23 protein-coding genes and 4 pseudogenes are annotated in these 20219 nt (G+C 59.1%); 14 read left to right on the forward strand and 13 right to left on the reverse strand.

Going from position 1 to position 20219, the window contains the following annotated elements:
- Positions 1-38: 38 nt before the first annotated feature.
- Complete coding sequence (locus KI235_RS09630; protein WP_003199688.1) at positions 39-302, reverse strand: DUF4404 family protein; 264 nt, start codon at positions 300-302, stop codon at positions 39-41.
- 109 nt (positions 303-411) lie between these two features.
- A complete protein-coding gene (locus tag KI235_RS09635; protein WP_003199690.1) occupies positions 412-1032 on the reverse strand; it encodes a hypothetical protein in 621 nt (206 codons plus the stop codon).
- A 202-nt stretch (positions 1033-1234) separates the two neighbouring features.
- On the opposite strand from KI235_RS09635, the gene KI235_RS09640 reads away from it, so the two are divergent.
- The 3 genes from KI235_RS09640 (at position 1235) to rssC (ending at position 3933) form a co-directional block, all read left to right on the forward strand.
- A complete protein-coding gene (locus KI235_RS09640; RefSeq protein WP_003199692.1) occupies positions 1235-1924 on the forward strand; it encodes a VacJ family lipoprotein in 690 nt (229 codons plus the stop codon).
- Positions 1925-2269: 345 nt separating this feature from the next.
- Complete coding sequence (gene rssB / locus KI235_RS09645; RefSeq protein WP_003199694.1) at positions 2270-3451, forward strand: two-component system response regulator RssB; 1182 nt, start codon at positions 2270-2272, stop codon at positions 3449-3451.
- Positions 3451-3933, forward strand: a complete 483-nt coding sequence (gene rssC / locus KI235_RS09650; protein ID WP_003199696.1) for an anti-sigma factor antagonist RssC — start codon at positions 3451-3453, stop codon at positions 3931-3933. Before rssB ends, rssC begins: the two co-directional genes overlap by 1 nt.
- Before the next feature lie 204 nt (positions 3934-4137).
- Here rssC and tal read toward each other — a convergent pair whose 3' ends face one another.
- Both tal and dusA read right to left on the reverse strand, forming a co-directional pair.
- Entirely contained in the window at positions 4138-5064 is a 927-nt protein-coding gene (gene tal / locus KI235_RS09655; RefSeq protein ID WP_003199698.1) for a transaldolase, read from the reverse strand.
- Between the two features lie 178 nt (positions 5065-5242).
- Positions 5243-6229 (reverse strand): tRNA dihydrouridine(20/20a) synthase DusA, encoded by a 987-nt coding sequence (gene dusA, locus KI235_RS09660; RefSeq protein WP_095974966.1) that lies wholly within the window; start codon positions 6227-6229, stop codon positions 5243-5245.
- Between the two features lie 175 nt (positions 6230-6404).
- Between dusA and KI235_RS09665 the strand changes: the two genes are divergently transcribed.
- The 3 genes and pseudogenes from KI235_RS09665 to KI235_RS09675 all read left to right on the forward strand — a co-directional run.
- Entirely contained in the window at positions 6405-6680 is a 276-nt protein-coding gene (locus KI235_RS09665) for a BrnT family toxin (RefSeq protein ID WP_028237683.1), read from the forward strand.
- Positions 6658-6966 (forward strand): BrnA antitoxin family protein, encoded by a 309-nt coding sequence (locus tag KI235_RS09670; RefSeq protein ID WP_028237682.1) that lies wholly within the window; start codon positions 6658-6660, stop codon positions 6964-6966. The genes KI235_RS09665 and KI235_RS09670 overlap by 23 nt, the downstream gene beginning before the upstream one ends.
- 111 nt (positions 6967-7077) lie before the next feature.
- Positions 7078-7212: pseudogene (locus KI235_RS09675) on the forward strand (DNA adenine methylase); the annotation flags it as partial.
- A gap of 256 nt (positions 7213-7468) precedes the next feature.
- Here the strand turns inward: KI235_RS09675 and KI235_RS09680 are convergent.
- The 4 genes and pseudogenes from KI235_RS09680 to KI235_RS09695 all read right to left on the reverse strand — a co-directional run.
- Positions 7469-8191, reverse strand: a complete 723-nt coding sequence (locus KI235_RS09680; protein WP_060613676.1) for a metallophosphoesterase — start codon at positions 8189-8191, stop codon at positions 7469-7471.
- Between the two features lie 94 nt (positions 8192-8285).
- Positions 8286-8885 carry a putative adenosine monophosphate-protein transferase Fic gene (locus KI235_RS09685; protein ID WP_212795652.1) on the reverse strand — a complete coding sequence of 200 codons (600 nt, stop codon included), beginning with the start codon at positions 8883-8885 and terminating at the stop codon, positions 8286-8288.
- The gene (locus KI235_RS09690; RefSeq protein WP_095974958.1) at positions 8885-9055 is read right to left on the reverse strand and encodes a YhfG family protein; all 171 of its coding nucleotides are present in this window, start codon (positions 9053-9055) and stop codon (positions 8885-8887) included. The genes KI235_RS09685 and KI235_RS09690 overlap by 1 nt, the downstream gene beginning before the upstream one ends.
- 136 nt (positions 9056-9191) lie before the next feature.
- Positions 9192-9374 (reverse strand): annotated as a pseudogene (locus KI235_RS09695) (BrnA antitoxin family protein); the annotation flags it as partial.
- A gap of 662 nt (positions 9375-10036) precedes the next feature.
- Here KI235_RS09695 and KI235_RS09700 point away from each other — a divergent pair.
- From KI235_RS09700 to KI235_RS09710, 3 genes are all read left to right on the forward strand, one after another.
- A complete protein-coding gene (locus tag KI235_RS09700; RefSeq protein WP_013692639.1) occupies positions 10037-10312 on the forward strand; it encodes a hypothetical protein in 276 nt (91 codons plus the stop codon).
- Positions 10313-10830: 518 nt separating this feature from the next.
- On the forward strand, positions 10831-11118 hold the full coding sequence (locus KI235_RS09705) for a metal-sensing transcriptional repressor (RefSeq protein ID WP_003199793.1): 288 nt from the start codon (positions 10831-10833) through the stop codon (positions 11116-11118).
- A gap of 7 nt (positions 11119-11125) precedes the next feature.
- Complete coding sequence (locus KI235_RS09710; RefSeq protein ID WP_212795653.1) at positions 11126-12037, forward strand: nickel/cobalt efflux transporter; 912 nt, start codon at positions 11126-11128, stop codon at positions 12035-12037.
- Between the two features lie 10 nt (positions 12038-12047).
- Here the strand turns inward: KI235_RS09710 and KI235_RS30360 are convergent.
- Together KI235_RS30360 and KI235_RS09715 are read right to left on the reverse strand one after the other, a co-directional pair.
- Positions 12048-12185 (reverse strand): annotated as a pseudogene (locus KI235_RS30360) (LysR family transcriptional regulator); the annotation flags it as partial.
- Positions 12186-12310: 125 nt separating this feature from the next.
- Entirely contained in the window at positions 12311-13219 is a 909-nt protein-coding gene (locus tag KI235_RS09715; RefSeq protein WP_038858692.1) for an AraC family transcriptional regulator, read from the reverse strand.
- A 186-nt stretch (positions 13220-13405) separates the two neighbouring features.
- On the opposite strand from KI235_RS09715, the pseudogene KI235_RS09720 reads away from it, so the two are divergent.
- Both KI235_RS09720 and KI235_RS09725 read left to right on the forward strand, forming a co-directional pair.
- A pseudogene (locus KI235_RS09720) lies at positions 13406-14454 on the forward strand (NAD(P)-dependent alcohol dehydrogenase).
- A 250-nt stretch (positions 14455-14704) separates the two neighbouring features.
- On the forward strand, positions 14705-15922 hold the full coding sequence (locus KI235_RS09725) for an MFS transporter (RefSeq protein WP_013692642.1): 1218 nt from the start codon (positions 14705-14707) through the stop codon (positions 15920-15922).
- A gap of 12 nt (positions 15923-15934) precedes the next feature.
- Here KI235_RS09725 and KI235_RS09730 read toward each other — a convergent pair whose 3' ends face one another.
- The gene (locus KI235_RS09730) at positions 15935-16342 is read right to left on the reverse strand and encodes a DoxX family protein (RefSeq protein ID WP_003199813.1); all 408 of its coding nucleotides are present in this window, start codon (positions 16340-16342) and stop codon (positions 15935-15937) included.
- Positions 16343-16399: 57 nt separating this feature from the next.
- Here KI235_RS09730 and KI235_RS09735 point away from each other — a divergent pair, with 57 nt between their 5' ends.
- Positions 16400-16819, forward strand: coding sequence for a helix-turn-helix domain-containing protein (locus KI235_RS09735; RefSeq protein ID WP_280527338.1), 420 nt, complete (start codon positions 16400-16402; stop codon positions 16817-16819).
- Between the two features lie 30 nt (positions 16820-16849).
- Here KI235_RS09735 and KI235_RS09740 read toward each other — a convergent pair whose 3' ends face one another.
- On the reverse strand, positions 16850-17338 hold the full coding sequence (locus KI235_RS09740; RefSeq protein ID WP_060613680.1) for a hypothetical protein: 489 nt from the start codon (positions 17336-17338) through the stop codon (positions 16850-16852).
- Positions 17339-17473: 135 nt separating this feature from the next.
- Between KI235_RS09740 and arsN2 the strand changes: the two genes are divergently transcribed.
- Positions 17474-17905, forward strand: coding sequence for an arsenic resistance N-acetyltransferase ArsN2 (arsN2, locus tag KI235_RS09745; RefSeq protein WP_212795654.1), 432 nt, complete (start codon positions 17474-17476; stop codon positions 17903-17905).
- Here arsN2 and chrA read toward each other — a convergent pair.
- Entirely contained in the window at positions 17902-19260 is a 1359-nt protein-coding gene (gene chrA, locus KI235_RS09750) for a chromate efflux transporter (protein ID WP_212795655.1), read from the reverse strand. The genes arsN2 and chrA overlap by 4 nt on opposite strands.
- Before the next feature lie 195 nt (positions 19261-19455).
- Here chrA and KI235_RS09755 point away from each other — a divergent pair, with 195 nt between their 5' ends.
- The gene (locus tag KI235_RS09755) at positions 19456-20115 is read left to right on the forward strand and encodes a ribonuclease T2 (RefSeq protein WP_212795656.1); all 660 of its coding nucleotides are present in this window, start codon (positions 19456-19458) and stop codon (positions 20113-20115) included.
- Positions 20116-20219: the final 104 nt, after the last annotated feature.

Consider the following 20219-nt stretch of genomic DNA (forward strand, 5'->3'; position numbering starts at 1 on the left):
CCCGCTAGCGATAGCAGGGCTTTTTGCATTTAAAGGGTTCAGATCCCCATATTGCCCAAGGCTTGCACGATGTTGCGCAAGGTCCCGGCAAGGGTAGGGTGTTCCACCTCGAAGCGCTCGACAGCCAGATTCACATTGTCGGCGAGGTTGTTGTCCGGTGCTTTGGTTTCCAACTCAAGCTCAAGTTCGATCTTTTGCATCAGCGCGTGCAGGTCATCGCGCTCGATTTCGGAAAGCGGTGGATTCTGGTCCAATTGCTCGCGCAGTTTGTTGAGCTGTTCTTGCAATTCGCGGGCAGGCATTGGCGTACTCCCTTTATTGATAGGCACTGCCATGGACCGCGACGCCGGGTCAAAAGTCCATGGCCTACCTTAAGAGTAATCTACCCTCGTGTTCCCTGCATGATCCCGGTCATGGCTTCTCGCCTTTGAGTCGGCGCAGGCTGATGTCCGCCAGGCAGGTGTCGAGTTCGCCCAGGTGATCGATCACCGAATGCACCCCCAGGCCGAACAATTGCACGGTGGCCTTGGCGCGCTTGGTTTCCCGTTCCTGTTGGCTCAGCGCCTGCCATTCGCCAGGCGTCAGGCCACACAGCGAGCCGCAGGACGCCAGGCCGATGGTCCACAAACCGGCGTTGAGCCCTGACTGCAACAACCGGGGTTCGCCACTGACCAACACGCAACCGTCCAATTGCTGGACGTTCAACGCCATCAGCGCCTGCCAGCAGGCATGTGGCGCCGGCCAAGGATTATTTGTTGCAGGAAGTTGCGGCGGTTCGATCCATGTCGGCAATGAAGCCGCCAGGGCATGGCTGACGGCAGGTGGCAATTCGTCGAGCCAGGCGCAGGGGATTTCCTGGAGCTGCAAGTGGTGCAAGCTCTCCAGGGCGCCAAGTGTTGGCTGTGCATGCTCATCCGGCGCTGCCCCTGGCTGACGGATGCGCGCGCCGAAGTCCACCAGACATCCGCTCAGGCCAAACAGTACCGCGGTCAGGCTGGGGGCGGGGAGGGGCAGGGCTTCGGGGCGGGGCATGGGAACGTCCTTGAAATAACCAGCAGCCTAAAGGGCCTCGATGACAGTCCGGTGACAGTGAAGTGAAGGGTGCCAGTCGTGGAAACGTCCTACGGCCTACTTGTTTTTTCGGTGCTGCCTATCCACGCGTTCCGTCTTATACTAGCCACCTTACCGCCTGGGCTCGGCGCCCTTGCCTGATTAATCCAAGGAGTTTTCCCCTATGCGCTGGAGCCATCGTCTAGCTCAGCTGTGTTTGTCTGCCAGCGTAGTGCTGGTTCCGTTCGCTGCCCAGGCCGCCACGGAAGAAGATCCTTGGGAAAGCATCAACCGTCCGATCTTTACCTTCAACGACACCATTGATACCTATGCGCTCAAGCCACTGGCCCAGGGTTATCAATACGTGACGCCGCAGTTCCTCGAAGACGGCGTCCACAACATGTTCCGCAACATCGGTGACGTGGGCAACCTGGCCAACAACGTGCTGCAGGCCAAGCCGGCCGCGGCCGGGGTCGACACTGCCCGGTTGATCTTCAACACCACCTTCGGCCTGCTGGGCTTCTTCGATGTGGGCACCCAGATGGGCCTGCAGCGCAGCGATGAAGATTTTGGCCAGACCCTGGGCTACTGGGGGCTGGGCAGCGGGCCGTATGTGATGCTGCCGCTGCTGGGGCCAAGCACCCTGCGTGACGCCCCGGCCAAGCTGGTCGATGACTACACGGCCCCGTATCGTTATATCGATAACGTCTCGGTGCGTAACTCTATTCGAGGCCTGAACGTCGTCGACACCCGCGCCAGCCTGTTGTCGGCCGAGAAGATGGTGAGCGGCGACAAGTATGTCTTCATCCGCAACGCCTACCTGCAAAACCGCGAATTCAAGGTCAAGGACGGCCAGGTCGAAGACGATTTTTAATTCCGACCAGTAAAACCACGAAGGCGGCCCAAAAGGCCGCCTTCTGTGCTTTGGCGTCGTGTTTGAGCGGGTTTGATCCTTCCATTGAGTTACGCTTCGCTCGGTTCTTATAACTCTCTGGACTTTGACAAATAAAGACGGCAAGCGGCTATCTGCCTGAGCTTGAAACGCCCCGCGGATGGGAGTACCGTCTGCGCCTTAGAAGGGCACCTCTGATGTAGCTGTGTGTAGGGCAAAGGCCTGAAACCGGTACGACAGAGAGGCTAGAAAGCGAATCCAGTAGTGCGTGCAAGGCCAGACGGCCCAGCCCGCTACGCCAACCTAATTCTGGCGCCGTTTGCCCACATGCCAAAAACCAGTGCCACGCTGCTGATAATCGATGATGACGAAGTGGTGCGAGCCAGTCTCGCAGCCTACTTGGAAGACAGTGGTTTCAGCGTCCTGCAGGCCAGCAATGGCCAACAGGGTCTTCAGGTATTCGAGCAAGACAAGCCCGACCTGGTCATCTGCGACCTGCGCATGCCGCAGATGGGCGGACTCGAACTCATTCGCCAGGTCACCGAGCTTTCCTCGCAGACCCCGGTGATCGTGGTTTCGGGCGCGGGTGTGATGAACGACGCGGTCGAGGCGTTGCGCCTGGGCGCGGCGGATTACCTGATCAAGCCCCTTGAAGACCTGGCGGTGCTCGAGCACTCGGTGCGCCGGGCCTTGGACCGTTCGCGCCTGTTGGTGGAAAACCAGCGTTACCGCGAGAAGCTGGAAACCGCCAACCGCGAACTGGAAGCCAGCCTGAACCTGTTGCAGGAAGACCAGAACGCCGGGCGCCAGGTGCAGATGAACATGCTGCCGGTCAGCCCTTGGGCCGTCGATGATTTCCGTTTTGCCCACCAGATCATCCCGTCGTTGTACCTGTCAGGCGATTTCGTGGACTATTTCCGGGTCGACGAGCGGCGAGTGGCGTTCTACCTGGCGGACGTTTCCGGCCATGGTGCTTCTTCGGCATTCGTGACGGTGCTGCTGAAGTTCATGACCACGCGCCTGTTGTTCGAGTCCAAGCGCAATGGCACGCTGCCAGAGTTCAAGCCTTCTGAAGTCCTTGGGCATATCAACCGAGGCCTGATCAGTTGTAAGCTGGGCAAACACGTCACAATGGTCGGTGGAGTCATCGACGAGGAGACGGGTTTGTTGACCTATAGCATCGGCGGTCACCTGCCTTTGCCTGTGTTGTATACGCCAGACAGTGTGCGTTACCTGGAAGGGCGTGGTTTGCCGGTGGGCCTGTTCAACGAGGCCACCTACGAAGACCACGTACTGGAATTGCCGCCGACATTCAGCCTGACGCTGATGTCTGATGGCATTTTGGACCTTTTGACAGAACCTACACTCAAAGAGAAAGAAGCGGCCTTGCCTGAACGGGTGAGCGCAGCGGGCGGCAGCCTGGAAGGCTTGCGTCAAGTGTTTGGATTAGCCACGCTAGGGGAGATGCCGGATGATATCGCCCTGTTAGTGTTGAGCAGGAACCTTTGATGAGTACCGGTAGAATCCAGTTCGCCGAGCAGGACGGCACCTTTGTCCTGAAGTTTGTCGGTGAAGTGCGCCTGACCCTGTGTTCGGCGCTGGATGCGACTATTGAGCGGATCTTCACTTCGTTGAATTTCAACGCCATCGTGATCGACCTGACCGAAACCCGTAGCATCGACAGCACCACATTGGGCCTGCTGGCCAAACTGTCGATCCTGTCGCGGCAGAAGGTCGGCCTGCTGCCGACTGTCGTCACCACCCACAACGACATCACCCGTCTGCTGCAATCGATGGGCTTCGACCAGGTGTTCAACATCGTGGGCGACCCTGTGCCGTGCCCGGAGTGCCTGGACGACCTGCCTGACCAGGACCAGTCCGAAGAGGAAGTGCGGGTCAAGGTGCTCGAAGCCCACAAGATCCTGATGGGGCTCAACGATTCCAATCGTGAAGCCTTCCATGACCTGGTGAATGCGCTGGAAGGGCCTTGATCCCTGGATTTTGCTTAGGCTGACCGGCCTCATCGTCGGAACGCCGCCCGGAGCAAGCTCGCTCCCACATTGGAATGCAGTCACCTGTGGGAGCGAGCTTGCTCGCGATAGCGTTTATCGATCCGCCACATCCCTCAGGACAAGCCACATAAAAAAGGGCGAACCCACCAAGGTTCGCCCTTTTTGCATGCCTTGTGAATCAGCTCAAAGCTTGGCTTGCAGCAACGCCTCCAGTTTCTCCTGGTCCCGGGCAAACTGACGAATGCCTTCGGCCAGTTTCTCGGTCGCCATGGCGTCCTCGTTGGACAACCAGCGGAACTGCGCTTCATTGAGGATCAAGCGCGCTTCCCCGGCTTGCCCTGGCGCCAGCTTGCGCTCCAGCTTGCCTTCGTCGGCGGCCAGTTTTTCCAGCAGGTCCGGGCTGACGGTCAGGCGGTCGCAGCCGGCCAGTTGCTCGATCTGGTTGAGGTTGCGGAAGCTCGCGCCCATGACCACGGTCTTGTAGTCATTGGCCTTGTAGTAGTTGTAGATGCGTGTCACCGACTGCACGCCCGGATCATCAGCGCCGGTGTAGTCGTTGCCATTGGCTTTCTTGTACCAGTCGTAGATACGGCCCACGAACGGCGAAATCAGGAACACCCCGGCATCGGCGCAGGCGGCGGCCTGGGCGAAGGAGAACAGCAAGGTCAGGTTGCACTGGATGCCTTCACGCTCCAGTTGCTCGGCGGCGCGAATGCCTTCCCAGGTGGAAGCGATCTTGATCAGCACGCGCTCGCGGCCAATGCCGGCCTTTTCGTACAGATCGATCAGGCGATGGGCACGCTTGAGCATGGCCTCGGTGTCGAACGACAGGCGCGCGTCCACTTCAGTGGAAATACGCCCTGGGATCACTTTCAGAATTTCTTGCCCGACCGCCACGGCAAAACGGTCGCTGGCCAGGCCCACATCGCCCTTGCAGTCCGCCACACAGGCGTTCAGTTGCTCGGCATAACCTTGAATGGCCGAGGCCTTGAGCAGCAGGGAAGGGTTGGTGGTAGCGTCCACGGGTTTGACGCGGGCGATGGCCTCGAAGTCGCCGGTATCGGCCACGACGGTGGTGAACTGTTTGAGTTGTTCCAGCTTGGAAGTCATGAGCGTGCTCTGTCCTATGGGTCCGTTGACATTACCCGAGGGCCGGCAGCCACTCAAGGGCGTGAAGGGGTATCGTCGGGCCCCAGCGGCAACAACCTGAAAACGGCTGTTTGAAAGGCCGGGGCGATATCGGTAGATACGATGCCAAAACAGCGCGCAGGTTCAAAGCAAGTGACGGTTAACGCCCTTCCAGCAATTGCCCCGCCTGGTCCAGCAGCGCCAATGGATCCTTGGTCTTGTGAATATCCACCGACAACAACTGCCGAAACCGCCGCGCCCCCGGGAACCCGGTGCCCAGGCCCAGCACGTGACGGGTGATGTGATGCATTGCCCCGCCAGCGGCCAGGTGATCGGCGATATACGGCCGCAACTGCGCCAGCGCCTCGGCCCGGGTGATGATCGGCGCTGTGCTGCCGAACAGCTGCTGATCCACTTCGGCCAGCAGATACGGGTTGTGATAAGCCTCGCGCCCCAGCATCACGCCGTCGAAGGTCTGCAAATGCTCGTGGCACGCCTCCAGCGTCTTGATCCCGCCGTTGAGCACAATCTCCAACTCCGGAAAATCCGCCTTCAACCGCGCGGCCACGTCATAACGCAGCGGCGGGATGTCGCGATTCTCCTTCGGCGACAACCCCTCCAGAATCGCAATCCGCGCATGCACGGTAAAACTCGTGCAACCGGCCTCACGCACCGTCCCGACAAACTCACACAACTGCTCGTAACTGTCCCGCCCATTGATCCCGATGCGATGCTTGACCGTCACCGGAATCGACACCGCATCGCGCATGGCCTTCACACAGTCAGCCACCAAACCCGGATGCCCCATCAGGCAGGCGCCGATCATGTTGTTCTGCACCCGATCGCTGGGGCAGCCGACGTTGAGGTTCACCTCGTCGTAGCCGTGCTCCTGGGCCATACGGGCGCAGGCGGCCAAGTCGGCTGGGACGCTGCCACCTAGTTGCAGGGCTAGCGGGTGTTCGGACTCGTGGTGGCGCAGGAAACGTTCGTGGTCGCCGTTGAGTAGCGCGCCGGTGGTGACCATTTCGGTGTAGAGCAGGGCGTGCTTGGAGAGGATGCGTAGGAAGAAGCGACAGTGGGCGTCGGTCCAGTCCATCATCGGGGCGACGGAGAAGCGGCGGGAGAGCGGGGCAGTTTGTAGGGGCATCGGAAATCTGATTCATCGGGGCGAATGGACGCAGTTTATCAGGGATGCTTGTCGGGTACTTGGCGGGCTCTCAAGCCTGGCAGCTCAATCTTTGATGACAACCAGGCAGAGCGCATGCTCGGTCAGCGTTTCAACTCACCTTGTGTTGACGATTTAATGTGGCTACGATAATTGCATGCAGATTACTTATGACCCAGCCAAAGACGCTCGCAACGTCGAAGAACGTGGACTTCCGTTTGCCCTCGTGCGGGACTTTGAATGGTCTACAGCATTGATCCTGGAAGATGATCGATTCGACTACGGCGAGTGTCGTTATCGGGCGATGGGGTACATAGGGGATCGGCTGCATGTCGTAGTGTTTACCCCACGGGGTGACGCGGTCCACGTCATCAGCTTTCGTAAAGCCAACAAACGGGAGGTCAAAAATTATGACCAAGAAACCCAGTCCTGAGAGGGTCGATACGGCAAACCCCGAATGGTCGACCGAAGACTTTGCCAAGGCCAAACCAGCCAGCGAGGTGCTTGGTGGGTTGTTTGGCAAAGCTCAGGCAAAGGAAATGCTCAAGCCAAAGCGTGGTCGACCCAAGTCGGTAGCCACTAAAGAGCACGTCAATGTTCGTTTCGATGCTGACGTGCTGGAGAGATTCAGAGCTTCTGGCCCGGGCTGGCAAACACGGATGAACGCCGCCTTGGCCGATTGGCTCAAGACGCATACACCAGAAGAACTGAAGGCTTAGTCGCTAAATATTATTCGTAAAAAATTAGCCGTCGATGAGGCGGCTTTTTGTTGTCTGCTGATTGGATTTGTTTCGGTAGCGGTACAATAGATCTTTCCCCTTTTCGGGTTTGATTGTGCTGAGCGCTACCACTGCACTCATACGTTTCACTACATGGGCCCGCCGTACTGGCAGACCGCTGGATATGGCGTGGACTTCCCGTTCGAGAACTACGAACGGATGACTGACTTCATGCCTGGCTGTCAGCGGTGATGATCACGAAGCGTTAGCGTCAGCATAGTCCAGCGGGCGATCCGTCGACAAAGCACAGGTAAGCGGCTCACGACCGCGACCTGCATCAGCCCGGGCCTGCTCAGCCACTTGTCAGAATATTCTTACTAGGGCTGCAGAGTCTTTGATTTCTCAAACGCAATCGCCTGCTACGCGCCCTGGTAGCCTCGGCCCCTATCATCTGATAGCGATTTTGCCTCGAAGAAAAATTGAGTAGAGGCGATGCCTTGTCTCACTGGTTCATATTTATACTAATGATTGTTTCGGTTTGGATATCAACTAGGCTTAACGCACCATCGGAAAATGAGCAGCCTGTGTCGATATAAATGACGTTGCCCAGGCGTGTAACGCCGGGTACTGTTGAGTGCCCAACATAGAGCCGGTCTATTCCTTTGATGGAAGTGTGGTCTTGTTGCTCGATTTTCTCTCTTGCATACAGCGCTGTTCTCAAGGCGTGCCGCTGGTGTGGCTCCCCAGAACTTCCAGTGATAGCGTCTTTGGCTTCCTGCCAGCCATCGTTACTTCGGATGACAGGAGCTTCGGCATGGACTATTCCAATTGTTTGATCACTTGATAAATTGATCTCAATGATCAGTGGAAGTGCTTGCAGGGCTTTTGATAGTTCTTGCTGAATGTCGGGTTGTAACTCGTAGAGCCAGGCACCACCGTTTCGGATATGTCGGGGTATGTCCCCATGGCCGGAGATGCAGTCAATAAGCATCTGTTCATGATTGCCGCGCACGGCATGGAACCACGGCTTCTCAAGCCAATTCAATATGTCTATGGAGTCGGGACCTCGGTCGATGAGGTCTCCCACGGAAAAGATGCGATCCAGCTCAGTGTTGAAGTCTAGTTTGTTCAAGGCTGCTGTTAGAAGTTTGAAATGCCCGTGAATGTCGCCCACCACAAAGTCGCGACCTTTTTTGTTGGGTGGGAAAGATCTCGTCCTGTACATTTTCAGTGCTTCAGCAGATGTTGATTGGCGGTGACTGTATCACTTGGCGAAATAAACAGTAAGACGCTGGGCGGGGGGGAATAACGTCGTACGGTCAAGCTTGAATCGCCTGCCCAATGCATTTCTCAAAAACCTGCTCCATAGGCTCCATGACGCAGTTATAAGCCGCGATATTGGCGAAGATCCACTCGTCCTTCTCTATCCCCCACCAACTGATTTCAAATCCGGCATTCATGATCAGGTGTTCAAACAGGATGCGTTGCGCACGACCGTTGCCTTCGCGGAAGGGGTGTACGACGTTGATGTCGGAATAGGCCTCTGCCACAGCGACGATCAGCTCAGCCCGCTCCATGCCCTCGAACCAGTTTGCTGCTGCCAGGGCGGTGAAGATCTTGCTGGCTTGCTTCTCCATGTACTCAGGTTGGCAGAAGCGGGTGGCTTGTTTGGACATGCCAACGGTGCGCAGTTCCCCGGCCCATTCGAACAGGTCAGAAAAGAGAAGTCGATGAATGTTTTGAAGGTAAGCCAGGCTGTAGGGAGGAGGGCTGAACTCGACGTTGTCCGCTGCGATGGCCGAGAGCTGTTGTTCGGCTTCGCTTAGGGTCGGTTCGTCACGGATATCGAGTTTGTTGCGAAGGACCGTGGAGCCGGGATAGCAATAAGCGTCCTCGCCGACTCCATATTTGTCAGGCATCAGGTTCTGGTCTGGGTGAAGGCCTTCAAGACCTCTTCACGCGTTGGCATTTTGCGTTCGTCGTCGGCGAAGGTCGTTTTGAAACCTTCCAGACGGAGGCTGGCCGCGTAGTTGGATCTACGCGTCCTGGCGGCATAGGCTTTTTTGGTTTCAAGGCTGACATTGCCCATGGGCTGGACCTCAAATCGCGCTGGTGGGCGGATTATAGCCCATCCGATTGGCATGGCCTACGTCGCGCCTGGACGAATCAGGTTTGACCGTGCGAGGCCGCTTTCGGGCTGACTATTCCAGACTGTGAGCAGTCTTTGATAGCAGGCCCTGGCGCAGTAGATGGTTGATGACGGTTTGATATCCAGTGCCGAGACTTTCGGCGTACTCGTAAGCGGCCTTGATCACTTCATCATCAAGCATGATGGTTATGCGGGTTTTTCCTTCGCTGTTCGTAACGGGACCCCGCTTGGCCGTGCTGAAGTCATATTCTTCTTTCATAAGTTATCCCTGGGTACTGCGCAGTTTATTTTTGAGGCTATTCGTGCGCCCATGGCTGCGCTTCACCGTACGATAGAATCATTGATGATACCAAGGCGTTGGGCGCTCATTCGTTTCGAGATTTGTCCTTGTCGCCCATAGCTGCGCTGCCCAATCCATCGCCGGACACCCCCATCGGAAATTTCCCTCAAGACGCGTCGCTCCCCGCTGACTATCCACCCAATCACCCCGTGCGCTAAGTTCTCTCCTCGCTGCAAATTCAGCGAGAGGGTGTGGAAGCCCTCACGAAAACCTAGCGCGTTGCACCGCTAAATTAAAAAGCAGACGCTTTTCCTAGGTCTGCTGTTAAATTACGGCGGCTGTACGCGGGGCGCCTTCGGGTGCGCCGGGTCCTAGGTTCTCGGTCTTCCACACCCGCGTACAGCTGCCACCCACCAGGTGGAAGTGGTGAAGGCAGTTCCTTTACATAACCTAGGTACAAGCCAATGAAAAAGCTCACCCCCAACCCTCCGAAAACCACAATCTATCCAAGGTGGCTTTCGTCTAGCGTCACCCAAGAATATCTCCTGCCAAATATCCGAATCTCGATCCGGGATTCGCTTCCTTTGCCAGCGGCATCCCAATCCGCCACTGACCTCCCATCCCTGCAGGAGTAACCCCTCATGTCCCGTTACATGCCCATCACCGGTATCGAAAACAATTTCCATGCGCTCTTGATCGACACAGAAGCTCCGCTGGACGTGCTGCACGACACCGCCGCTTACCGCATCGCCGCTGTCACCCAGTTGTTGGAAAACCTCGCCATGCGTTCCGACATCAGTACGGACGCCGTGATACTCCATGATTTTGCCCAAGTGCTAGCGATCCCACTGCGCGATGGGTGTGATTTGCTGGATGTGATTGGGCGGCGATTGCAGGCGCAGGTTTTGGCGTCGTAAGGGAAGTGGGCGACTTCACGAGGTCGCCTGCACTGTCTTGCTCATCACCCTTTGCAGTCTGCAATCCTGTGGGAGCGAGCCTGCTCGCGATAGCGATGGGGCAGTTGATGGAGGCGTTGGATGTGATGCCGTCATCGCGAGCAAGCTCGCTCCCACAGTTTTTCCGGGTTGTTCACAGATAGTGCGTTCACCGCAAATCTTTGTGTGGGAGCGGGCTTGCTCGCGATAGCGGTGGGTCAGTTGGTGAGGATGTTGGATGTGATGCCGTCATCGCGAGCAAGCTCGCTCCCACAGTTTTTTCCGGGGTGTTCACAGATAGTGCGTTCACCGTAAATCCATTGTTGGAGCGAGCTTGCTAGCGATAGCGGTGGGGCAGTTGGTGGGGATGTTGGATGTGCTGCCGTCATCGCGAGCAAGCCCGCTCCCACAGGTTGGTCGGCGTTTCGATGGGTTTGCTTACATCCTCCCTGGGGGGATAGGATGACGGGGTAAATTCACCGAAACACAGGGCTCAAGTTATGAGTGCGCACGACCACGAACATCCCCACCAAAGCCATGCGGCGATCGTCAAGCGTCTCAAGCGGGCGGACGGTCATTTGCGCAGCATTATCACGATGATCGAAGAGGGTCGTGAGTGCGTGGATATTGCCCAGCAGTTGCATGCGGTGGAGAAAGCGGTGTGCCAGGCCAAGCGGACGTTGATCCAGGATCACATCGATCACTGCCTGGAGGACACCGTTTCGTCGTTGCATAAAGGCGAGCGCGCGCCGCTGGAAGCCTTCAAGCAAATCACCAAGTATCTCTAGGCCCGACATGCCCAATTTTGCTGAATTGCTACAACAGGGTGGCACTCACGCTTGGCTGTATTTCCCCAGTGCTATCTTGCTGGGCGCCTTGCATGGCCTGGAGCCTGGCCATTCGAAAACCATGATGGCGGCGTTTATCGTGGCAATTCGGGGCTCGGTCAAGCAGGCGGTGTTGCTGGGCTTGGCGGCTACGCTATCCCACACTGCGGTGGTGTGGCTGGTCGCGATCGGCGGCATGTACCTGGGCCAGGGGTTGGACGCCGAAACCACCGAGCCTTATTTCCAGCTGGCATCCGCTGCGCTGATCATTGCCATCGCACTGTGGATGCTGTGGCGTACCTGGTGCGGCGAGCAGATGTTCAGGTTCGCGCAAAGTCATGACCACCATCATCACAATCACGATCATCACGATCATCACGATCATCACGATCATCACGACCACGACCACGACCACGACCACGACCACGACCACGACCATGACCATGACCATGACCACGGGCATCCCGAACCCAAAGGCCTGGCGCTCTCGCTTGAGGGTTACCAGGACGCCCACGAACAGGCACATGCCAACGATATCCGTAAGCGCTTCACCAACCGGGAGGTCACCACCGGCCAGATCATCGTGTTCGGCCTGACGGGCGGGCTGATTCCTTGTCCTGCGGCCATTACCGTGCTGCTGCTGTGCCTGCAAGTCAAAGAGGTCACGCTGGGCGGTCTGCTTGTCCTGTGCTTCAGCATCGGCCTGGCGATTACCCTGGTGACCGTGGGGGCTGCGGCGGCCATTGGTGCACGGCAGGCGTCCAATCGCTGGCCTTGGCTGGGCACCGTTGCTCGCCGCGCACCTTATCTGTCCAGTGTGTTGATCATCGGCGTCGGTCTCTACGTGGGTATCCACGGCTGGATCGGCTTGAACGCGTAGCCTCCACCGATCAGTTCGCACCTTCTGACACAGAGGGTGCGCTGCCCGGCTGCTGCAGCGAAGCGCCTTCCAAGGTCTTCCACAGCTTACGCATCGTTGGGTTGCGATTGGCAATCGCACAGTACGAACGAATCTCCAGGCGCGTTGAAGTGCGTTGCGTTGGCGCAAAAGGCACCACTCTGTGGGAGCAAGGCTTGCCCGCGATGAAGCTGACGCGGTCTCCCGAAGGCCAAGGTGCCTGCATCGCGAGCAAGCTTTGCTCCCACTGATGAATCAACCAGCCTTGGCCGACCCGCGTAGCGCCGCAATGTCGCGCTTGGGCGGCACGCCAAACAAGCGGGCGTATTCGCGGCTGAACTGGGAAGGGCTTTCGTAACCCACCTTGAAGGCCGCACTCGCCACGTCCACGTGCTCGTTGAGCATCAAGCGTTTTGCTTCGTTCAACCGCAGCCACTTCTGGTATTGCAGCGGGCTCATCGCCGTGAGCTGGCGGAAGTGGTGGTGAAACGTCGGCGCACTCATTTGCACTCGCGCGGCGAGGTCGTCTACGCGCACGGGTTCGGTGTAGTTCAATTTCAACCAGTCGATGGCCTTGGCGATCCGGTAGCCCTGGCTATCGACCGAGGCGATCTGCCGCAGCCGGGCGGCCTGGTCGCTGAGCAGCAACCGGTAGTGGATCTCACGCTGGATCAACGGCGCCAATATGGGGATCGCTTCGGGTTCATCCAGCAACCCCAGCAGACGTGCGAACGGCGCCAGCAGGTCGGGCGTCGCGGTGCCAATCCCCGCGCCGATCCCGACTGCTCGATCACGCGGCGGCGACAGGCTGCCTTGGGTGATCAGATCGGCCACCATGCGCAAGTCGAGCCTCAGGACCAGGCCCAGGCAGGGCTGTTCCGGGCTGGCCTGCATCACCTCGGAATTGGCGGGGATGTCCAGGGAGGTCATGAGGAACCGCCCGGTGTCGTAGCCATAGGCTTCGCCGCCGATCCAGACCTGCTTCTCGCCTTGGGCCACTAGCACGATGCTCGGTTCGATCATGCAAATCACCGGCGGCGCTGGGGCTTCACGCCGAAAGAAGGCGAGGCCGGCGATGGGCGTTTCAAAGTCGCCCGGGTGTGAGGTCCGGCCGCCGATGATGGCGGCCAGAGTCTCTTGTACGGATCTGCGTTGGATGGCCATGTCGGGTCCGGGTGTCATCTCAGCTCAAGCGCTATAGGCAGAACATTAACTCGGCAAACGAAGCGCTGCCTATGCGAAATGGAGAAGCTCATAGAATCAGGCAAGAATTTAACCGTAATGCACTACCTGCCGGCCGGGATGAGCCCTGAAGATAGAACCTCATTCAATCCAGCAAGGAGTCTTCTGATGCGTGTACAAGCCTACGGCGCCCACGCGGGCGACAAGCCCCTTGAACCCCTGCAGATCACTCGTCGCACGCCGGGCGCGCATGACGTCCAGATCGACATCGCTTTTTGTGGTATCTGCCATTCGGACCTGCACCAGGTGCGTGCCGAGTGGGCGGGTACCCAGTTCCCTTGCGTGCCGGGCCACGAAATCGTCGGTCGGGTCGCGGCGGTCGGCGCCCATGTGTCCGGCTTCAAGACCGGCGACCTGGTGGGCGTCGGCTGCATCGTCGACAGCTGCAAGCATTGCGACGACTGCGACAGCGGTCTGGAAAATTATTGTGACGGGATGATCGGGACCTACAACTTTCCCACCCCGGATGAGCCCGGTTGGACGCTGGGTGGCTATTCGCAAAACATCGTGGTGCATGAGCGCTATGTGTTGCGCATTCGTCACCCCGAAGCCCAACTGGCCGCCGTCGCGCCGCTGCTCTGCGCAGGCATCACCACCTATTCGCCGCTGCGCCACTGGAACGTCGGGCCGGGCAAGAAAGTCGGCGTGGTCGGCATCGGTGGCCTGGGCCACATGGGCATCAAGCTTGCCCATGCGATGGGGGCTCACGTCGTGGCGTTCACCACCTCCGAGTCCAAGCGTGAGGATGCCAGGCAGTTGGGGGCCGACGAGGTCGTCGTGTCGCGCAATGCTGAAGAAATGGTCGCGCACACCAAGAGTTTCGATTTCATCTTGAACACCGTGGCGGCCCCTCACGACCTGGACGCGTTGCTGGTGCTGCTCAAGCGCGACGGCACGATGGCCCTGGTGGGCGCCCCGGCAACCCCCATCCTTCGCCGAATGTCTTCAACCTGATCATGAAGCGGCGCACCCTCGCCGGGTCGATGATCGGCGGCATCCCCGAGACCCAGGAGATGCTCGATTTCTGCGCAGAGCACGGCATCGTCGCCGACATCGAACTGGTCCGGGCCGAGCAGATCAACGCGTCCTACGAGCGCATGCTCAAGGGCGATGTGAAGTATCGCTTCGTGATCGATAACGCGACCTTGGTCGGCTGAAGACAGGCGCCAGCGGACCGCTCGCGAAAGCGGTCTGCCTGAGGCGGTGATGTTGGATGTGCCGCTGTCATCGCGAGCAAGCTCGCTCCCACACGGGGAGGTGTGGCGGGCACGAAATATGTGAACACCCCCATTCAAAACTGTGGGAGCGAGCTTGCTCGCGATAGCGGTCTGCCTGAGACAGTGGTGTTGAATATGCCGCCGTCAATCTGCCCACAGATCCATCAAAGAAACACAGGATTGTCCTCCAATGACAGATAACTCATCGCCACAAGTCCAGCCCGCCTGGGGCGCGGTACTTGCCATGGCCCTCGCCGCATTCGTGCTCGTTGCCTCGGAGTTCATGCCAGTCAGCTTGCTGACGCCGGTAGCGGCGGATCTTCACGTCAGCGAAGGGCAGGCCGGTCAAGGCATTGCCGTCTCTGGCGCCTTTGCCCTGATCACCAGCCTGTTCATCGCATCGATCGCCGCCCGGGTCGACCGCAAATGGCTCCTTTTGGGGCTGACATTGCTGATGATCGTTTCAGGCACCGTGGCGGCGTTTGCACCAAACTATGCGGTATTCATGCTCGGTCGCGCGTTGATCGGCGTGGCGATTGGCGGCTTCTGGTCGCTGTCGGCGGCCACGGCCATGCGGCTTGTGCCGGACGATCAGGTTCCGCAGGCACTGGCCATCGTCAATGGCGGCAATGCCTTGGCGACGGTGATCGCTGCGCCGCTGGGCAGTTTCCTGGGGGCGATCATCGGTTGGCGTGGCGCGTTTTTCTGCATCGTGCCCGTCGCCGCCATCGCCCTGGTCTGGCTGCTGTTACGCCTGCCCTCCATGCCTTCGCAGGCGAAGCAAGGCAGTACCAATGTCTTCAAGTTGATGACCCGGGCACCGGTCGCACTCGGCATGCTGGCGGTCAGCACATTTTTCATGGGCCAGTTCATGTTGTTCACCTACCTGCGACCGTTCCTTGAAACGGTGACGCAGGTGAGCGTTTCCATGCTCTCCTTCATGCTGTTGGTGATCGGTGTGGCGGGATTGCTGGGCACCTTTCTGATCGGGGCCTGCCTGAAAAACAACCTCTATCGGACGCTCATCGTCATCCCGCTGTTGATGGCCGCGATTGCCATTGCCCTGGTGGGGTTCGGTGGCTCGGTAACGATCACGACCGTCCTGCTCGGCCTTTGGGGCCTGGTGGCCACGGCGGCGCCCGTAGGTTGGTGGACCTGGCTTTCGCGAACGCTGCCGCAAGATGCCGAAGCCGGCGGCGGCCTGATGGTGGCGATCGTCCAGCTTGCCATCGCCGCGGGCGCGACAGTGGGCGGCCTTCTGTTTGACCTGAGTGGCTATCGCGCGACGTTCGAAACCAGTGCGGCGGTGTTGGGCGTTGCCGCTGTTCTTACGGTGCTGGCCGCTCGGTCAGCGCTCCGGGAATCTTCATCGACTACGCAAGCAACGCCCTACAGCACGGTGGGTTGAGGTAAATATCCGTCAGTCGAGGATGACCTGGTGCTGCGCCGCGCCAGGGGCATAGGGCGACGGAGCTTCGCGGACCGCGTTCTGGGTCAGGAAGGAAGCGATCAGCAACACGATGCCTATCGCCGCAGGAACTGCACCGCGCGGCTTGCGCACACCGATGTGCGCGGACCCCGACAACAGCAAGTGATAGAGCATGCCTGCATAAGCCAGGTCGCTGAGCGCCACACTTGTGCGCGACAGGATGGCGACCACCCCGAGGACTTTCAGGACGGTGAGCATCGGTACCAGATAGCTGGGGTAACCGAGGTCAGCCAGCGCCTGGCCGACCCAGGCCTTCTTGGTGACGTACAGCGTTGCGGACGCCAGGTAAAGCAGGGCCAACGCCGCGGTACTGATCCAGTAGAGGTAGTGTTCAATCATGAGGTTCTTCCTGAGTGGGCTGGGTTGAATCGACAAGAGGCGAGAATGTCGCCTAACATGAAAGCCCACAAGAAGGATGAAAAAGTGATGGTTAGTATGGAAAACCAGACTAATGAGCACGCCAGCATCAGCATGCACGAGCAAATGCGCCGCGCATTCGCGCTGCTCTCGGGCAAGTGGAAACTGGAAGTCATGTGGTTGCTCAATCAGCGGATCTACCGCTTTGGGGAACTGCGAAAGGCCATTCCCGGCATCACGCAACACATGTTGACGGCGCAACTTCGCGAGCTGGAAAGAGATGGCCTGGTGTCTCGCACTGTGTTCGCAGAAGTGCCGCCGCGGGTGGAATACGAAATCACGCAAAAGGCCCGAGGGCTTGGGCCGACGATGGAGGCGCTGACGACCTGGTGGACGGAATATGGCAACAGCGTGCCTGTGAAGGGGGCCTCGCGCGGGCGCAAAGCCAAAGACAGTTGAAAGGGCGACCTCAAGGGTCGCCCATTTGCGTTAAAGCCCCAGGCCTTGCTCGACCAGCGCGAGCAAGGTGTCCTCGTCCAGCATGGCGGGTTCAGGACGCGGTTGTGCGGACAGGCGCAGTGCCTGGATATGCCAGAGCGATTCACCATGTTCGCCGAGTGTGCGCACGATGCAGTGTTCCTGCCCCTTCATATGGACTTCAATGCATCCCTCTCCCTTGGACGAGAAACGCGCAATCGGGTCGAATGAAATGCGCTGGTGATTGCCTTCGATCACCAGCTGATCGATGGCGTAGCTGTACGTCGAACCGCTGGAATGACTTTCAAATACATGGGTGGGGTTACGCCGAATGTCCAGGCCTGCCTCGCACACGGGCGCCAGCCAGATTTCGATCTGGCGATACAGTTCGTAGACCTGGGCGGGCCAGTGCTCGATCGCCAGGTCGGCGCAGTTGTCGGTATCCGCGCGGGTTTGCTGGGTTTTCCTCAGTTTGGCCGCTAGCTCGTCTGCCTTGCTCATGTCGATTCCCTGTCGTGATGATAGGTTGAGCTTAGCTGATGGGCTGGGGTGTTCATTTGCGCTGGGTCATGGGGTGGTGTGTTGTTGAGTTTCGGTGCGATGACGATTACCGGAACAATTTATGAGGAGCAAGTCATGCACATGAGAATACTGAGCAATAACGACCTGGGACCGTTGCGCGATGCGCTCGCCCTGGCCGGTCTTCCCGTGGACGACCTGACATACCCTGGTCGACAGTTCTTCAGCTTCAGCCACCAAGATGTTGTTGTGGCGTTTGGTGGCATCGAGGGGGAGGGGGCTGGCCGGTTGCTACGTTCGCTGGTTGTCCTTGAGGGGCAGCGGGGGAAGGGCACTGGCGCGGCGGTGTTGGCCGCTATCGAGGCGTTTGCGAAACGTGAGGGTGTAGAGCAGCTCCATCTGCTGACTGACAGCGCCGCGGCGTTTTTTACCGGCCAGGGCTATCAGGCGCGGGACCGCTCGCTGGCGCCTGCTTCGATCGGTGCGACGGCCCAATTCAAAACCTTGTGCCCGGCTTCGGCGACGTACCTGAGCAAACGCCTCGTCTAGCGCAGCAAGTGCACCGCCAGCCCGGCCAGCCCGCACGCCAGCAACACCTGGATCACCCCCAGCTTGTAGCGAAACAGCGCAATGGCCGCTGCGATTGCGATGATTGCCGACGGCCAGTCCAGGGCACCTGCAAAACCGTTGGGCCAGAGTACGTGGTAACCGAAGAAGCACGCCAGGTTGAGGATCACCCCGACCACCGCCGCGGTGATCGCAGTCAGCGGCGCGGTGAATTTCAGCGCGTTGTGCGTCGATTCCACCAACGGGCCGCCGGCCAGGATGAACAGAAACGAGGGCAGGAACGTGAACCAGGTCACCAGCGTGGCCGCGACGGCCCCGGCGAGAAACGCCTGTTCGGGACCAAACACCTGCATCACGTAGCCTCCGACGAAACCAACGAAGGCCACGACCATGATCAGCGGCCCGGGCGTGGTTTCGCCCAGGGCCAGGCCATCGATCATTTGCGTCGGCGTCAGCCAGCCGAAGTGTCCGACGGCGCCCTGGTACACGTAGGGCAAAACCGCATAGGCGCCGCCAAACGTCAGCAATGCAGCCTTGGTGAAGAACCAGGCCATTTGCGTCAGCGTGCCTTCCCAGCCGAACACCGCGGTCAGCAGGCCCATTGGCAACGCCCACAACAGGGCACCGATGATCACCAGCCGGGCGAGCCTGAAGGCGCTGAACCGGACGTGGTCCGGGGGCGGGGTGTCATCGTCGATCAATGCCGGGCCGAAGGATTGGTGCTTGTCATCGTGGCCGCCCAGGCTGAATTTTTCTGGTACCCAGCGACCGCCCAGGTAACCGATGACGGCGGCACCCAGCACGATCAGCGGGAAGGGCACGTTGAAGGCGAATATCGCGGCGAACGACGCCGCGGCGATCGCCCACAGCCAATTGTTCTTGAGTGCGCGGGAGCCGATCCGGTGGGCGGCATGCACCACGATTGCCGTTACCGCTGGCTTGATGCCGTAGAAAATGCCCGCCACTATCGGCACTTCGCCAAAGGCGACGTACAGCCAGGACAACGCGATGAGAATGAACAACGAAGGCAGCACGAACAGTGTCCCGGCGATGATCCCGCCCCAACCGCGGTGCATCAGCCAGCCCAGGTACGTGGCCAGTTGCTGGGCCTCTGGCCCCGGCAGCAACATGCAGTAATTAAGGGCATGCAGGAATCGTCGTTCGGAAATCCAGCGTCGGCGCTCCACCAACTCCTGGTGCATGATCGAGATCTGCCCCGCAGGGCCGCCGAAGCTGATGAAGCCCAGTTTGAGCCAGAACCAGAAGGCCACGCGCAGGCTGACGGCGTCGGGTCTGGTCAGGGGGCGTTCGTCATCGGTTCGGGTCGGTTTGCTCATGGGCGACGGGGCACGTAAAAGTCAAAGGCGATCTACGTTATGAGGCGTTACGCAATTTAGATAGCCCCCGGCAAGCTTTGCTTGTAAAAAAGGTCTGCTTGTGAAAAACAGCCCTTCAAACAGTTGAAACACAAGGTTGAAACAATCATCGCCCGATCATCCCGCTTTCGCACAATCGCCCCAAGGAGTGGGTCAATGAAACAACGTCTTGCCATTGTCGTGCTGATCGTACTGACACTGGGTTCCATGGGCGCGGCCAATGCCCGCGAATCCGGCAACGCACGGGCGCAATCCGTGGCCGGGGTGTTTGATTACTACTTGCTGGCGCTGTCCTGGTCACCGACGTTCTGCCTGACTCACCAGGAGGATGCGCAGTGTTCCGGCAAGGGCTACGGCTTTGTGCTCCATGGCCTCTGGCCGCAATACACCCGGGGTGGGTGGCCGCAAGCCTGTGCGCCCCAGGTGCCGTTGACGGCGGCGGAGCAGAACAAGGGCCTGACCTTGTTTCCCACCCGCAAGTTGATGGCACATGAATGGTCCAAGCACGGCACGTGCAGTGGCCTGGGTGCCATGGGCTACCTGGAGGTTGCCGATAAAGCCTTGGACGCGGTGAAAATCCCACCGCAGCTGCAACCATTCAATTCCTCGTATTATTTCGAGGCTGATGAAATCATCCGGCTGTTCCGCCAAAGCAATCCAGGCATCGCTCCCGACGGCATTGCGGTGATTTGCAGCGGGCCGCAACTGTCGGAAGTGCGGGTGTGCATGGACAAGGACTTGGCGTTCGCCGCGTGTGGCAGGGGCGTCAGGACACAATGCCGCGCCGGGGAGATCCGGGTGCCGCCGGTACGGTGAGAGCGACGGCCCTAGCCACAAGTGTTCATCGTTCTGAAGAGGGCATTTTTATCGGCTGGCAGGCGGGGTTTTGGATCCACTGCAGCCACCCATCGGCTCTGCTG

The sequence above is a fragment of the Pseudomonas sp. St386 genome (assembly GCF_018325865.1).
In the GTDB taxonomy this organism is placed as follows: domain Bacteria; phylum Pseudomonadota; class Gammaproteobacteria; order Pseudomonadales; family Pseudomonadaceae; genus Aquipseudomonas; species Aquipseudomonas brassicacearum.

Coding starts and splice junctions, on each gene's coding strand:
- KI235_RS09730 (WP_003199813.1), bottom strand. CDS start 16,342: ATGATTGAACACTACCTCTACTGGATCAGTACCGCGGCGTTGGCCCTG.
- KI235_RS09680 (WP_060613676.1), bottom strand. CDS start 8,191: ATGTACAGGACGAGATCTTTCCCACCCAACAAAAAAGGTCGCGACTTT.
- KI235_RS09705 (WP_003199793.1), top strand. CDS start 10,831: ATGAGTGCGCACGACCACGAACATCCCCACCAAAGCCATGCGGCGATC.
- rssC (WP_003199696.1), top strand. CDS start 3,451: ATGAGTACCGGTAGAATCCAGTTCGCCGAGCAGGACGGCACCTTTGTC.
- KI235_RS09665 (WP_028237683.1), top strand. CDS start 6,405: ATGCAGATTACTTATGACCCAGCCAAAGACGCTCGCAACGTCGAAGAA.
- KI235_RS09685 (WP_212795652.1), bottom strand. CDS start 8,885: ATGCCTGACAAATATGGAGTCGGCGAGGACGCTTATTGCTATCCCGGC.
- KI235_RS09755 (WP_212795656.1), top strand. CDS start 19,456: ATGAAACAACGTCTTGCCATTGTCGTGCTGATCGTACTGACACTGGGT.
- chrA (WP_212795655.1), bottom strand. CDS start 19,260: ATGAGCAAACCGACCCGAACCGATGACGAACGCCCCCTGACCAGACCC.
- KI235_RS09715 (WP_038858692.1), bottom strand. CDS start 13,219: ATGGCCATCCAACGCAGATCCGTACAAGAGACTCTGGCCGCCATCATC.
- KI235_RS09630 (WP_003199688.1), bottom strand. CDS start 302: ATGCCTGCCCGCGAATTGCAAGAACAGCTCAACAAACTGCGCGAGCAA.
- KI235_RS09725 (WP_013692642.1), top strand. CDS start 14,705: ATGACAGATAACTCATCGCCACAAGTCCAGCCCGCCTGGGGCGCGGTA.
- rssB (WP_003199694.1), top strand. CDS start 2,270: ATGCCAAAAACCAGTGCCACGCTGCTGATAATCGATGATGACGAAGTG.
- dusA (WP_095974966.1), bottom strand. CDS start 6,229: ATGCCCCTACAAACTGCCCCGCTCTCCCGCCGCTTCTCCGTCGCCCCG.
- KI235_RS09670 (WP_028237682.1), top strand. CDS start 6,658: ATGACCAAGAAACCCAGTCCTGAGAGGGTCGATACGGCAAACCCCGAA.
- KI235_RS09700 (WP_013692639.1), top strand. CDS start 10,037: ATGTCCCGTTACATGCCCATCACCGGTATCGAAAACAATTTCCATGCG.
- KI235_RS09635 (WP_003199690.1), bottom strand. CDS start 1,032: ATGCCCCGCCCCGAAGCCCTGCCCCTCCCCGCCCCCAGCCTGACCGCG.
- KI235_RS09710 (WP_212795653.1), top strand. CDS start 11,126: ATGCCCAATTTTGCTGAATTGCTACAACAGGGTGGCACTCACGCTTGG.
- arsN2 (WP_212795654.1), top strand. CDS start 17,474: ATGCACATGAGAATACTGAGCAATAACGACCTGGGACCGTTGCGCGAT.
- KI235_RS09690 (WP_095974958.1), bottom strand. CDS start 9,055: ATGGGCAATGTCAGCCTTGAAACCAAAAAAGCCTATGCCGCCAGGACG.
- KI235_RS09740 (WP_060613680.1), bottom strand. CDS start 17,338: ATGAGCAAGGCAGACGAGCTAGCGGCCAAACTGAGGAAAACCCAGCAA.
- tal (WP_003199698.1), bottom strand. CDS start 5,064: ATGACTTCCAAGCTGGAACAACTCAAACAGTTCACCACCGTCGTGGCC.
- KI235_RS09735 (WP_280527338.1), top strand. CDS start 16,400: ATGAAAGCCCACAAGAAGGATGAAAAAGTGATGGTTAGTATGGAAAAC.
- KI235_RS09640 (WP_003199692.1), top strand. CDS start 1,235: ATGCGCTGGAGCCATCGTCTAGCTCAGCTGTGTTTGTCTGCCAGCGTA.